This window comes from Ruegeria sp. CDSB029, assembly GCF_059611125.1.
Genome location: NZ_JBXWOX010000001.1, coordinates 408,600 through 421,683, shown reverse-complemented (window position 1 = coordinate 421,683; position 13,084 = coordinate 408,600). Strand labels below are relative to the sequence as shown.

Genomic DNA, 13,084 nt, shown 5'->3' with positions numbered 1-13,084 from the left:
GCAAACCTATTCTTTGCTTTCGTCTTCAAGTTGGCTGCCATCGCCAATCTGTTCATTGATCCGCGCAATCGCCGTGTCCGTCACATCGGTTCGGTCCGAGCTGAGAAAGACATTGGAACGTTCGATAACGACCGACGCCCCGGATTCGCGCAACAGCTCGATAAGGATCGGTTGCGCCAGAACCAGAAAGGTCTGCCTGGCTTCCTCGCTTCGGCGTGCAAGGGCGTCCAGTTTGGCGCGCTGGCCTTCACGGTGCGACTGAACCTTGTTGTCAAACGCCTCGGCCAGCGGGCGAAATTGTTCGGTTGGCAGTTCTGCGCGCTTTTCGGTCAGGTCTTTTTCTTCCTTGCTCAGCTCAGCGACAATTCGTTCATTCTCGTCTGCCAGCAATGCGCCTTCGGTTTCGATCTCGCGCATGACGCGTCGACCGAATTGCGACTCGGAAAACAACCGGTCGCTGGACAGGGTCAGAACATTCGCCTGAGGAACACCCAATTGCTGCGCCTGAGCGGTCGACACGCAGGCCAGCGCCAGAAAAACGCACAGGGCCCGAAATGGGCCCTGTGCAGTTAATTTTATCAAGTTCAGCATCTGGCGATCAGAACCGCGCCTGAACGGTCAGGTCAAAGTTCTGTTCCTTGTCGAAGTCTTCTTTCTTCAAAGCTTTCGAGAAGTTGAACCGCAGAGGGCCAAAAGGCGTTTCCCACAGGACCGACACACCGATCACGTGGCGGACAGACCCGTCCGCGCCCACGATGTCGGCACCGGCAGTGTTCACGTTGTTGATGTTGTAGACGTTACCAACATCGTAGAACACACCGCCGCGCAGACCAAGTTCTTCGGGCAGGCCAAGAGGGAAGTCTGATTCAAAGCGGGCAACCCAGTAATAGTTACCACCGATCGCATCGTCCTGACCGTTCGACAGGTCACGCGGACCCAGACCCGCGGGTTCAAAGCCACGGAACGTGTTCGGACCAATCAAGAAGCGGTCGATCACGCGGCTGAAGTCGTCGCCCTGCCAATGCAGGGCACCTACTTCCATCGATGCCCGCAGAACAACTTCCTCGTTCAGGACACGTGTCTGCGCGATGCCGCGCGCTGTGGTCTTGTAGAACTCGTTGTCGCCGCCAAGACCGGCTGCATCAACGCCTACCTCAAACAAAACGCCCGCATTCGGGTTCAAACCACCGCGACGGCTATCATAGAGGTAGGATACGCCCAGCGTGCTGGATGTCCGCTTGCCCTGCTCGATTTCCGAAGCGATAACAGCACCGTTCACTTCATCGTCCTGCTGCGTCATCTCGCTGCGGTTCCATCCATAGCGGAGACGGAGCGAAGACAATTCGCTGATTGCGTAGCTCAGCTGCGGCTCGAAGAAGACGCGCTTGGTATCGTAGCTTGCAAAACTCGAATTCGTCGATGCCAGACCAAGACCGAGATCGAACTGCAACCGGCGACCCAGCAAATATGGTTCGGTGAAGTTAATGATGTATTGCTCGGAATCCTGCGCCGTCGAAAGGGTCAACCCAAGGTTTTGACCGCGACCCAGGAAGTTGGATTCGTTCAGGCCAATTGCAATCCCGAAACCGTCTGAAATCGAGTAGCTACCACCAAGGCTTAACGAGCCGGTGGGCTGTTCTTCGACGTCCACATCCACAATCACCTGGCTGGGCGTGGAGCCTTCGCGCGGCTCAACATCTGCCACGGCAAAGAATCCAAGGGCACGGATACGTTCGGCACTCTGGCGGATTTCACGCGGGTTGAACGGATCACCTTCGACCGTATCGAACTGACGGCGGATCACGCGGTCAAGTGTCGTTGTGTTGCCTTCGATGTCGATACGTTCAACAAAGATCCGCGGACCTCTGGTCAGAACAAACTGAACATCCAGCGTCAGATCACGAGGATTGCGCGTGACCCGCGGTTCGACCCGCAGGAAATCAACACCCTGTTTCAAACCCAACCGTTCCTGGCGGGCGATCGAGCTTTCGATCAGCGACGGGGAATAGGTCACACCTGGACGGATTTTTAACGCTGCTTGATATGCGGCAGGGTCCACCCCGGGAATTTCACTGACGGTCGAGATCTTACCGAACGAAAATTTTTGCCCTTCGGTGATGTTCATCACCAGAAAGAAGGCGTCACGTTCGCGGGTAAATTCGACGTTTGCGCTGTTCACACGGAAATCGACGTATCCGCGCGACAGATAAAAGTCGCGGATGACCTGTTTATCAAATTCGATTCGGTCAGCGATAAACGTGTCGCCGCGCAGGAACGTGCGCAGAATGTTGGCTTGCTTAGTCTCAAGAACTCGGCGCAAGCGGCGATCCGAATATGCCCGGTTGCCGACAAAGCTAACACGCTCGACCTCGATCGTGGTGCCCTCGGCAATTTCAAAGACAAGATCGACGCGGTTGTCGCTGCGGCGAATGATGCGCGGGATGACGGTCGCGGAAACGCGGCCCTGCGCGGAATAGATTTCGGCGATCTGATCCGCGTCGGCTTCAGCAAGCTGTGGAGTGAAAACCCGGCGGGGCTGAGAATTGATCGCCTCAAGCAGAACATCGTCCTTTACGCGACGATTGCCTTCGATGCTGATCTGGTTGATCGTCGGATATTCCTCGACCTCGATCACCAGAGTGCTTCCACGCGGCGTCAGTTCAACTGTCTCAAAAACACCACTGTCAAGCAAACGCTGAAACGCATCGTTTAACTGTCCGGCGGTCACTGTCTGGCCGGGTTGGATTCCAGTCCGGGCAATGATTGTCGAACTTTCGATCCGCCTGTTACCCTCAACATCGAACGAATTGATAGTGTAGCTTTGCGCGCGCGCAACCTCCGGCAGGAAGGTAAAGCTTGCTACAAAAACAAAAGAAAAAATACGTAGCGTCTGCCACAAAATATTGTTTGCTGGCTTCTGCCCCCCGCAGGATGTGCCTGCGCCTCGCCTATCAGTCATTTTTTTCTACCCGAATTTTAGGACTTTATTGTTGAGTAGCGAGATTAGGTTTCCTTGTCAAAAGACGAAAACACAAAGCGGCCCAGTGGGCCGCTGCTAATCATGTTCAATTTTTGGTAAGAATCACATGTTGGCCAAGAAAGTCCAGCCGCCGATGGCGAGCGCAGTCGCACCGAAAAACAGCAAAAAGTCCCAGTTCAACATGAACAGGAAGCTAAAGCTTTGATACGATTTTCGAAGTGCCTTGGTCATTTGAGCATCTGCCACATAAAATTGAGACGCGATAAAATTATCTGCGGATTGAGGCGAAATTGCGGCTTTTGTTGGCGCATAAGGCCATAATCAGCAAAACAGATCGTTGGTCAGTGCGAAGATCATCAAGCCGAGGATCAAGGAGACCCCTACCCCCATCAAAATCTTCAGCGCGCCATCGCTTGGCGGTTTGCCAGTTACAGCTTCATAGGCATAAAACACCAGATGACCGCCGTCCAAGGCCGGGATCGGAAACAGATTCAGCAAACCGACTGCTGTAGACAGCACAGCAATAAAGAAGATGAAGCTTTGCGCACCCTGGCTGGCCATCGCCCCCGAAGTTTCGGCAATACCAATCGGGCCGGTCATGTTGCAGGTGCTGATGGCACCGGTAATCATGTGCCAGATACCTGACAGTGAGCCGTCTATGACACGCAGAGTTTGACGTGCGCCGCCCGAAATGGATTCAAGAACACCAGCCGATTCAGTCGCAGGTTCCAGCATCATGCCGCCAACGATACCAATGCGCCAATGCGTGACAAAGCCGCCTTCTGCCTGTGGTTCATCGGTGCGGCGCGGGGCAAGGGCGAATTCAAGATCGGCCCCGTCGCGCCAGACATTCAAGAGCAGAACTTTCCCGTCGGACCCTTCGACATGCTCTTTCAACTGATCGAAAGCATAAATTGGGTCTCCGTTGACCGAAGTGATGACATCACCGCGCTGAAGGTCGATATCCATGGCCGCACTGCGCGGGCTAACCTGCTGGATCAGTGGCGGAAACAGCCAGGGGCCCGTCACATCCATGGTCTGATCATCGCGGATGACCGTATAATCCAGAACAGGTTCCACCGGCAGCGCGTCAACAAAGTCTGTCCATGCGCCCTCCTCGTCGAAATCGGGCACCGCAACGCCGCCAATGGCGACGATTTCGTCACCGTCCTGCAATTGCTGAACAGTGCCGGGCAAAGGGTGCAAGGTCCCAACTGTCAGTGGATCTTTGGTCACGCCCTGGGTCAGGAAAATCAAACCAAACACCAGGATCGACATGATGAAATTGAAAACCGGACCTGCGGCAACCGTGGCCGCCCGGGCCCAAAGAGGTGCCCCATGCATGGTGCGACGCAGATCTTCCGGGCTTTGCTCGGAAATTTCCTCCATCGCCGTTTCGTCTTTGCCCGACGCCGCGTTCGCGTCGCCCAGGAATTTGACATACCCACCAAAAGGCAGCGCGGCGATCTGCCACCGCGTGCCGCGCTTGTCGATGCGGCTCCAAAGAACCGGGCCAAACCCGACCGAGAACACCTCGGCATGAATACCGGACCAGCGTCCAACAATGTAGTGGCCGTACTCGTGCACCGCCACGATCACCGAAAGTGCGATGACAAAGGCAATGATCGTATACAGCAAATTGCCGAACTGAGGGATCAGAGAAAGTACGTCCAAAATTCTATCCTGCTCGTTGGATGACGATGTCATCGACCCACGTACGTGCCAAATGGTCCGTTTGCAGCACGTTATCAAGGGTTAAAGGGGCATCAATAAGGTCGCCTGCGGCCTCAAACCTGTCCAGAACGGTCTCGACTATGTCGGCCATCTGAAGGAAACCGATTTCACGCGCAATGAACCGATCCAACGCCCGTTCTTTGGCGGCGTTGAATACAGCACCTGACAGGCCACCGCGTTCCATCACGGCACGCGCCAAGCGCAGCGCGGGATACCGCGCCTCATCAGGTTCATTGAACCTAAGCTGCTTCAGTTTTCCAAGATCCAGTCGTTCGACCGGCAAGTCCTTCCGATCGGGCCAGTGGAGAGCGTACCCGATGGCGTGGCGCATATCCGGGGCGCCCATATGGGCCATGACAGCGCCGTCCTGGAACCCGACCAGAGCGTGAACGATGGATTCCGGGTGCACCAGCACTTCGATCTGATCCGGAGACACGTCAAAGAATTCTTTGGTTTCAATCAGCTCCAGCGCTTTGTTGAACATAGACGCGCTGTCGATTGTGATCCGCTGCCCCATATCCCAGTTCGGATGGCTCGAGGCTTGCTCGACAGTTGCATGTGCCAGTTTGCTCATCGGCCAATCGCGGAACGCGCCGCCACTTGCTGTGATAATGATACGCTCGACCGCGGCCATATCCTCGCCGACAAGCGCCTGAAAAACGGCTGAGTGTTCGCTGTCGACCGGCAAAAGCCGCGCATTGTTTGCTTTGGCCGTCTCAAGAACCAACGCACCGGCGCAAACCAGCGTTTCCTTATTGGCCAACGCCAGCGTGCCGCCCTGCCTGAGCACTTCAAGACCCGGCTCTAAACCGGCGGCGCCCACAATGGCCGACATAACCCAATCGGCAGGCCGCGCTGCAGCTTCTGTCAGCGCATTTTGACCAGCAGCCACTTCGACGCCTGAACCCGCAAGGGCCGCGCGCAGATCATCCAGCCGGTTTACATAGGCCGTAACTGCCAAATCTGCGTTCAAACGCCGGGCATCTTCCGCCAGTTTTTCGATATTCGCCCCGCCCGTCAGAGCGACGACGTCATACGCGGCAGGATCGCGATCAATCAGATCAATCGTGTTCTGCCCAATTGATCCGGTCGCGCCGAAGATTGAGATTTTGCGCATCACATCGCTCCGGGGGAATAGAGAATCCCGGCTATCAAAACGAACAAGGCCGCACCCATCATGCCGTCAAAGCGATCCAGAAACCCGCCATGACCTGGAATCAGGTTCGAGCTGTCTTTAACCCCGAACTTGCGCTTTGTCGCGCTTTCGACAATGTCCCCAGCCTGACTGGCCATCGACGCAAGCACCGAAATCACCACAAACATGATGCCAAAACCGGCATGCACGGCAAAGATCGTGCCAACCACAACTGCTGCAGCCCACCCGCCTGCAGTGCCCGACCATGTTTTCTTTGGGCTGACCTTTGGCCAGAACTTAGGGCCGCCAAAGGTCTTGCCAACAAAGTATCCCGCAACATCCGTTGCCACGACCACCGAGATCAGCCAGACCATCCAGCCGAACCCCATGCTTTCGCGGATTGAGATGAAGCCCAGACCCGACGCAGCGATCCAGAGAGCGAAAAGCGCATAGATCCCCTTGGAGCGACTGATTTGCCCTGCCCCGACCAAGGCCGGTGCAAGCAGGAATGGCAGCGTATAAAGCGGTGGAAGATGATAGCTGAGCACGACCGCAACACCGGTGAGAATGCCCAACTGGATCGCGACACCATTGCGGTCCGGATCGATCATCCGCACCAGTTCCCAGGTCATCAAGCCGCAGGCGATTGCGATAAAGGCTTCGAACCATAAGCCGCCCAGCCACACTTCGACCGAGCCGATGCACACAAGCACCGCAGCAGACAGAACACGGGCGGTTAGGTCAGACCATCGGCCCTCACTCATGCCGGAACCGCTCCGAACCGCCGGTCACGGCTTCCAAAGTTTCGGCACAGCCGTTCCAACTCGGCCGAGGTGAAGTCGGGCCATAGCGTGTCGATGAATTCGTATTCCGAATAGGCTGACTGCCACAAAAGAAAGTTGGATATACGGGCCTCGCCACTGGTTCGGATCACCAAATCCGGGTCGGGAAGAACATGCGTATCCAAATACTTGGGCAGAGTTTCCTCATCCACGTCATCGGGTCGCAGGCGGCCTTCGGCCACGTCACGCGCCAGCCGTTTGGTCGCCCGGGCAACCTCATCCCGCCCGCCGTAATTCAACGCAATGGTCAAGTGCACCAGATCGTTGTGCTGGGTTGCTACCTCCAAAGTGTCCATCAGTTCGGCCAGCTTGGAATCCAGACGAACCCGATCGCCGATAAAGCGCACGCGCACACCGGCTTTGGTCAGGTTGCGAGCTTCCTTGATGATGTACCGTCGAAACAGGCTCATCAACCCGGCGACTTCAACCTGGGTCCGTTTCCAGTTTTCAGTCGAAAAAGCAAATACTGTCAGATACTTGATACCCAACCCCGGACAGGCCTCGACTACTTCCCTTACCCGCCGGGCACCGGCCTGATGCCCAAACAGCCTGGGCCGGTTGCGCGCCTGAGCCCAACGACCGTTGCCATCCATGATGATGGCGACGTGGCGTGGTCCGGTAGCGGGTGAGGGTTGCGACGTGTCAGGCATTTCGTGGATCAGACCTGCATGATCTCTGCCTGCTTGGTTTCAAGCGCGGCATCTACGTTCTTGATCATCTGGTCGGTCAGGTCCTGGACTTCGCTTTCCCAGAACTTCTGATCGTCTTCTGACATGCCGTCAGCTTTGGCTTTCTTGATCTGATCCATGCCATCGCGACGGACGTTACGGATCGAAACACGGGCGTGCTCGGCATATTGCCCGGCAACCTTACCCAGCTCGCGGCGGCGTTCTTCGTTCAATTCGGGGATTGGCAGCATGATGATTGTGCCGTTCAGCTGGGGGTTGATACCCAGACCGCTTTCGCGGATGGCTTTCTCGACCTTGCCGACAAGGCCTTTGTCCCAAACATTCACCGTCACCATGCGTGGCTCGGGGACGTTTACGGTGCCGACCTGATTGATCGGGGTCATCGACCCATAAGCGTCAACCATGACCGGTTCCAACATCGAGGCCGACGCGCGGCCCGTTCGCAACGAGGCGAACTCGGTTCTCAGGTTGCCCATCGCGCCTTCCATGCGGCGCTTCAGATCGTCGGTGTCCAGTTCAAAATCGTCAGACATGCTGCTCACTCCCCGTCTTCAGGTGCTGTTTGCATGGCTCATAGTCCATCGCAATTGGGATGTATAGCAATGATGATCTGGAATTGAGCCAATGACCAGAGGTGTTTCTGGCATTTTCGGGTTCTTTCAATGGCAACTGAACCGGCCAACATTGATGTCAGCCGGTTCGACCATGTGCATAGGAATCAGGCGTTTACATCGACAACAACACGGCCTTTGACCTGCCCTTTTAGGATATCCGTACCCAATTGAGGCAGATCGCCCAGGGTTGCGGGATGAACCATTGCCTCAAGCTTGTCCATCGGCAGGTCGGTTGCGACGCGTTGCCATGCGCGAACCCGGTTGTCATAGGGCTGCATCACACTATCGATGCCCAGCAGGCTGACACCGCGCAACAGGAACGGAATGACGCTGGCAGGCAGCCCTGCCCCTCCGGCCAGACCAACGGCTGCGACTGAGGCACCGTATTTCATCTGACCCAGCACACGGGCCAACATCTCGCCACCCACCGCGTCAATGCACCCGGCCCAGGACTCGCTTTCCAACGGGCGTTTCACGGTTTCATTGAGATCTTCTCGTGGGACAATCGTGGTGGCGCCCAATGATTTCAGGTAGTCACCCGCCTCTGGCCGGCCGGTCACGGCAGCCACCTCATAGCCCAAATTGGCCAGAATGGCAGTCGCAACCGAACCAACACCGCCAGCGGCCCCGGTAACTAGCACCGGACCATGTCCCGGCTGCATGCCTTGATCCTCAAGCGCCATAACCGCCAACATCGCTGTGAAACCGGCAGTGCCCACTGCCATGGCCTGACGTGTGTCCAGACCTTCCGGCAAGGGAACCAGCCAATCCGCCAGGGCGTTGGCTTTCTGGGAATACCCACCCCAATGCGCTTCACCTACGCGCCAGCCAGTCAGAACGACCTTGTCGCCCGGCTTATAGCGATCGTCCGAGGACGCCTCGACCGTGCCGCTGTAATCAACGCCGGGCACGTGCGGATAGCTGCGCACCAGCCCGCCGCCCTTCGGCGACATGCAAAGGCCGTCTTTGTAGTTTACGGTTGAATACTCAACAGCGATTGTCACTTCGCCATGGGGCAGATCCCCATCGGAAAGCTTTTTGACCGAAGCGCTTGCCAGTCCGCTGTCTTCGTCCTTATCCATTACCAAAGCATTGAACATTTCAACTTTCCTTTCGTTTTCAATCAGTCATCAGCCTTTGCTGATCTGAGATATGCCGTTCAAATCCAGAATTTGTCCCGTACGACTGCGCCGCGCATCCCGTCCGGAGTTTCTACTTCGATCCGTGTGCCGGGCTCCCAATGGCTCAGTTTGACCATTCCTATGGAGACATTTGTGTTGAAATCAGGGGACCATGCGGCCGACGTAATCTGGCCAATCCGCTTGCCGCCCGCAACAATCGGCCAAGGGCGGTCGCATGGTGGCACGGCGTCTCCTTCGATTGCGATCGGACGGATTTGCTGAACCGGACCCTCCTTGGCCACGCGCAGCAGAGCGTCCCGGCCAATGCAACCAATTGCAGTGTGGGTGTTACAGAACTTGCCCAAACCGCATTCATGCGGCGTGTTGTCGTCGGTCATGTCGTTGCCGTATGACAGTAACCCACCCTCAATCCGTTCGATCAGATTGGGACAGCCCGCACGCACTTGCAGGTCTTCGCCCGCCGCAAACAGCGCCTTCCACAAGGGCATACCGATGTCCGAACCCTCGACATAGATTTCGAAACCACCTTGTTTGGAATACCCGGAACGTGCGATTGCGAGTTCACGTCCCTGGAACTCGAACTTGTCGAATTTAAAGAAACGGATGTCACGCACCCGGTCGCCAAAAACACGGGCCAGCAGGTCATCCGCCTTCGGCCCCTGTATCGCCAGCGGAGACACATCGGGTTCGTCGACCAGCACATCCAGACGGTATCCGTTGGCAATGCCCTTGACCCAAAGCAGCAAGTCACTGTCGGCAATCGAAATCCACCACCGATCTTCCGAAAGCTTCACCGCCACAGGATCATTCAGCATTCCGCCTGTTTCATCGACAATGGGAACGTAAAAGCACTGACCGGGCAACATCCTCCGCAGGTCCCGTGGCGTCAGCATTTGCATCAGCCGCGCGGCATCTGGCCCACGCAGTTCGACCTGCCGTTCGCAGGAAACATCCCAAACCTGCACATGGGTTTTCAGATGCCGGTAGTCCGCTTCGACGGATTCAAAAACAGTGGGCAATAACATACGATTATAAACCGTATATCCCTTAACTCCGGCAGCTTCGACACCATCAGAAAAAGGTGTTCGGCGCAGGCGACGCGAGAGTGAGATCTGAGCCACTTAAGCCTCCTTAGGCAGAAAAACCAGATCGCTCACCGGCGCGGCCGAACCTGTCTCAGTCAGCATCTGATGCAGCTGGCCCCGGTGATGTGTTTGGTGGTTGAAGAAATGAATGACGCATTGCGCATACGGTTTCGTGACATCGGCTTCTTTGGCGGCCGAGAACCATTTGAACGGGCCGCGTAGGTCCTCGTCGTTCAAGGACGCAGCCCATTGGGTGATCCGCAGGTCGATTTGATCGCGCAGCGGCAACCATTCGGCCAGGTCGGCGCACAATGACGGGCTTTCCGGGATGCCGCCGCCGGGACCCTGCCCCTTGTCAAACCGCGACATCCATATCCAGTCCCCCCAAAGCAAATGATTTGCCGTGCCCAGGATCGAACCAAAAAACGCTCCGCGCTCGCGGGTCAGTTCCTCATTCGAAAGTGCGGTAAGAAACCCCTTCAACTGGCTGTTTTGCCAGTGATTATATCGGGCCATCTCTTGCGCATAGGCGGCGGTGATCATCACTTTGGCCCGTGCCAGTCGATTGGGCAGATTTCGGCGGATTTGCCGCCAAAGTCCCAAACACGACCGTAATCGCGGACCTTGGACTTGGTGCCACGAGCCACAATGATGTCCGGACCCATCCAGTATTTCGAGTTTGACACCATGACCGGGTGTTCCGGATCTTTGCCGCCCAGCATCTCAATTTCACCCTGTATCTTGCGGCCGATCGCGATGCGGCGCTTGGTGCCGTCGCGCTCAATCTGAACCGGCGCGCGCTCGGCCCCGATAATCTCGCTGACCAGCATGGTAAACAAACCGGTGGTCCCGCCTGCCTGACCGCTGAAGATTTGCAACAGCCCGTTGTAGGCCTTGCCGCTGGCACGCTCATCGACATAAGCGGCCACTTTCCACTGGCCCTCGCCCATGCGGCCCGGAATATCGACCAGCAACCCGACGTTCAGACCGGACAGGTCTTCGCCTTCATAGTGGCCCTCATCGACGATAATACCCATCCACGCGTGGCAATGCCCTTCGGTCGGAGGGTGCGCGCCCAAAGAAACCACGCAGGGGCAGAATACATCGCACGAGCAGTTCAGGATCAATTCGCCTTTGATTGCCCAATCTGTCGGGCTCATCTCGCGCCGCTTGGGATTAGGCATACGGCTGTCAATGCGCTGACTGATCGGCAGCTTGTCTGCCTCGGGTTTTCTGTTCTTAGCCATAGGCTTATCCTCCGTAGCTTATTGGATAGACGAGCAGAACAAGACCGCCCGCAATCAATGCAAATCCCATCGGTCGGGTCACTGCGTGCCCGATCTGGGGTAGTTTCTCCAAAACCATGAACAGGGTCGCGAGACCCATCCACAACAGGCTCATGACACCGCCAACAAAACCAAGCGCCATGAAGCCCCAGCAGCAGCCCACACAGAATGCGCCCAGTCCCAGCCCCATGCGCAATCCGCCAGTGAACCCGGTTTTCCAGTGCCCCAGGAAATAGGTCATAGGGGCGTGGCAGACGCCGTGGCAGACCTCTTTCGCGCGGGTGAACTGAAATGCGCCGACGGCGATCATTAGGCCGCCTGCGAAATACCCGGATTTGCCGATGCCCAGCATGTCCACGACCCCACCAAACAACAGCGCCAACTGAACACAGGTGATCAAAGCTGCAAAGCCAACCCAGATGACCAGATACCCGGACAGAACACCCAACCAACCTAAGCGCGAGCCATTGGCGCTGCGGATCAGATCGTCATAGCTGCGCAACGTCGGCACGAGCGTCGGCAGCATCATCGCCGCCATCATGATAGCCCACATCCAGAACAGCGGGCCAAACTCGGCCATGGGCATATACATGTCCATGCGCGGGTCCATGGCCGCCATGGCCTGACCCATTGGGCCGGGGCGACCAATCCAATCCAGATCCATGTCGCGGCTCATGGTGAACATGACCCACCACGCGGACAGGATCAGGGCATAAAACCCCAGCCAAAATGCAGTGCGTAGAACTGTGCGACTCACGCGCTCCTCCCGACTCAGTCCTTGCTTTTCAAATGTCAGACTTTTAAATGTCAGACAAATAAAAATTCACCGACGGTCCCCGGAATATGAAAATCGACCCCAAAAAACCTGCTGATCTGTCTGCGCAGATCGCTCAGGCCATTCGTGACGCAATCATCTCGGGCGAATTGATCGTGGATGAACGTTTGCCCTCCGAGGCGGAATTGTCCGAGCAATTCCAGGTATCTCGCCCAACCGTGCGCGAGGCTTTGAAGCGTCTTGCAGCGCAATCCCTGATCCGCACGCAACGTGGTGCAAGCGGTGGTGCATTTGTGAACCGGTTAAGTTTCGAGGGCGCGTATTCCCAACAGATCACGACCTCGACCCTGCTACTGTCGATGAATGCAGTCAGTTTCGACACCGCCTGCGAAGCGCGCTTCGCGCTCGAACGCGCCTGCGCCGCCTTGTCCGCACAGCGCCGTACAGCGGATCAGTTGGCCACCATGCGAGCCGAAGTTCACCGCCAATCCCAACCCGGCCTGACGGATGAGGCATTCTGCGCCTCGGACGTGGCGTTTCACCGGGCGCTGGTTGATGGTGCCGGCAATCCCGTACTGTCTTATCAACTGGCCGGCGCGGTCGAAGCCATGCAGCCGCTGATGAACATGATCACTTTCACAGCGCGGTCCCGGGAAGCAATTATTGCCTTCCACAATCAGATCGCCGACGCGCTGGAAGATCGCGACTCGACCAAAGTGGACGCGACGCTAGTTGAGCTTGAGAGCTACACAAGACAATTGGCGCAAGACGTGGCGCAGCAGCGACGTAATCCGGCGTAAGG

The 13,084-nt window shown here is 56.8% G+C and carries 14 protein-coding genes; 1 reads left to right on the top strand and 13 read right to left on the bottom strand.

The window, feature by feature from the left end:
- Nucleotides 1–6: 6 nt before the first annotated feature.
- The 13 genes from AC2FI8_RS02070 to AC2FI8_RS02010 all read right to left on the bottom strand — a co-directional run bounded on the left by AC2FI8_RS02070 (nucleotide 7) and on the right by AC2FI8_RS02010 (nucleotide 12,264).
- Nucleotides 7–591, bottom strand: a complete 585-nt coding sequence (locus AC2FI8_RS02070) for an OmpH/Skp family outer membrane protein (RefSeq protein ID WP_496776781.1) — start codon at nucleotides 589–591, stop codon at nucleotides 7–9.
- 7 nt (nucleotides 592–598) lie between these two features.
- Nucleotides 599–2,959: an outer membrane protein assembly factor BamA gene (gene bamA, locus AC2FI8_RS02065; RefSeq protein WP_496765001.1), complete on the bottom strand. Its 2,361-nt coding sequence runs from the start codon at nucleotides 2,957–2,959 to the stop codon at nucleotides 599–601.
- A 123-nt stretch (nucleotides 2,960–3,082) separates the two neighbouring features.
- Nucleotides 3,083–3,211, bottom strand: a complete 129-nt coding sequence (locus tag AC2FI8_RS02060; RefSeq protein WP_282151161.1) for a hypothetical protein — start codon at nucleotides 3,209–3,211, stop codon at nucleotides 3,083–3,085.
- A 90-nt stretch (nucleotides 3,212–3,301) separates the two neighbouring features.
- Nucleotides 3,302–4,654 carry an RIP metalloprotease RseP gene (rseP, locus tag AC2FI8_RS02055; protein ID WP_496776779.1) on the bottom strand — a complete coding sequence of 451 codons (1,353 nt, stop codon included), beginning with the start codon at nucleotides 4,652–4,654 and terminating at the stop codon, nucleotides 3,302–3,304.
- 4 nt (nucleotides 4,655–4,658) lie between these two features.
- Nucleotides 4,659–5,831: a 1-deoxy-D-xylulose-5-phosphate reductoisomerase gene (gene dxr, locus AC2FI8_RS02050; RefSeq protein WP_496776777.1), complete on the bottom strand. Its 1,173-nt coding sequence runs from the start codon at nucleotides 5,829–5,831 to the stop codon at nucleotides 4,659–4,661.
- Nucleotides 5,831–6,613, bottom strand: coding sequence for a phosphatidate cytidylyltransferase (locus AC2FI8_RS02045; protein WP_496776774.1), 783 nt, complete (start codon nucleotides 6,611–6,613; stop codon nucleotides 5,831–5,833). Before AC2FI8_RS02045 ends, dxr begins: the two co-directional genes overlap by 1 nt.
- On the bottom strand, nucleotides 6,610–7,341 hold the full coding sequence (gene uppS / locus AC2FI8_RS02040) for a polyprenyl diphosphate synthase (protein ID WP_496776771.1): 732 nt from the start codon (nucleotides 7,339–7,341) through the stop codon (nucleotides 6,610–6,612). The genes AC2FI8_RS02045 and uppS overlap by 4 nt, the downstream gene beginning before the upstream one ends.
- Nucleotides 7,342–7,349: 8 nt before the next feature.
- The gene (frr, locus tag AC2FI8_RS02035) at nucleotides 7,350–7,913 is read right to left on the bottom strand and encodes a ribosome recycling factor (protein ID WP_496722742.1); all 564 of its coding nucleotides are present in this window, start codon (nucleotides 7,911–7,913) and stop codon (nucleotides 7,350–7,352) included.
- 185 nt (nucleotides 7,914–8,098) lie between these two features.
- Nucleotides 8,099–9,094, bottom strand: a complete 996-nt coding sequence (gene acuI, locus AC2FI8_RS02030) for an acryloyl-CoA reductase (protein WP_496765015.1) — start codon at nucleotides 9,092–9,094, stop codon at nucleotides 8,099–8,101.
- A gap of 59 nt (nucleotides 9,095–9,153) precedes the next feature.
- A complete protein-coding gene (locus tag AC2FI8_RS02025) occupies nucleotides 9,154–10,257 on the bottom strand; it encodes a dimethylsulfoniopropionate demethylase (RefSeq protein WP_496776769.1) in 1,104 nt (367 codons plus the stop codon).
- Nucleotides 10,258–10,764: a DinB family protein gene (locus tag AC2FI8_RS02020; protein WP_496776767.1), complete on the bottom strand. Its 507-nt coding sequence runs from the start codon at nucleotides 10,762–10,764 to the stop codon at nucleotides 10,258–10,260. It lies immediately after the preceding gene.
- Entirely contained in the window at nucleotides 10,764–11,468 is a 705-nt protein-coding gene (locus tag AC2FI8_RS02015) for a DUF1326 domain-containing protein (protein WP_058271563.1), read from the bottom strand. The genes AC2FI8_RS02020 and AC2FI8_RS02015 overlap by 1 nt, the downstream gene beginning before the upstream one ends.
- Nucleotides 11,469–11,472: 4 nt before the next feature.
- The gene (locus AC2FI8_RS02010; RefSeq protein WP_496776765.1) at nucleotides 11,473–12,264 is read right to left on the bottom strand and encodes a DUF2182 domain-containing protein; all 792 of its coding nucleotides are present in this window, start codon (nucleotides 12,262–12,264) and stop codon (nucleotides 11,473–11,475) included.
- Between the two features lie 86 nt (nucleotides 12,265–12,350).
- On the opposite strand from AC2FI8_RS02010, the gene AC2FI8_RS02005 reads away from it, so the two are divergent.
- Complete coding sequence (locus AC2FI8_RS02005) at nucleotides 12,351–13,082, top strand: FadR/GntR family transcriptional regulator (RefSeq protein ID WP_058271561.1); 732 nt, start codon at nucleotides 12,351–12,353, stop codon at nucleotides 13,080–13,082.
- The last annotated feature ends 2 nt before the right edge of the window (nucleotides 13,083–13,084 follow it).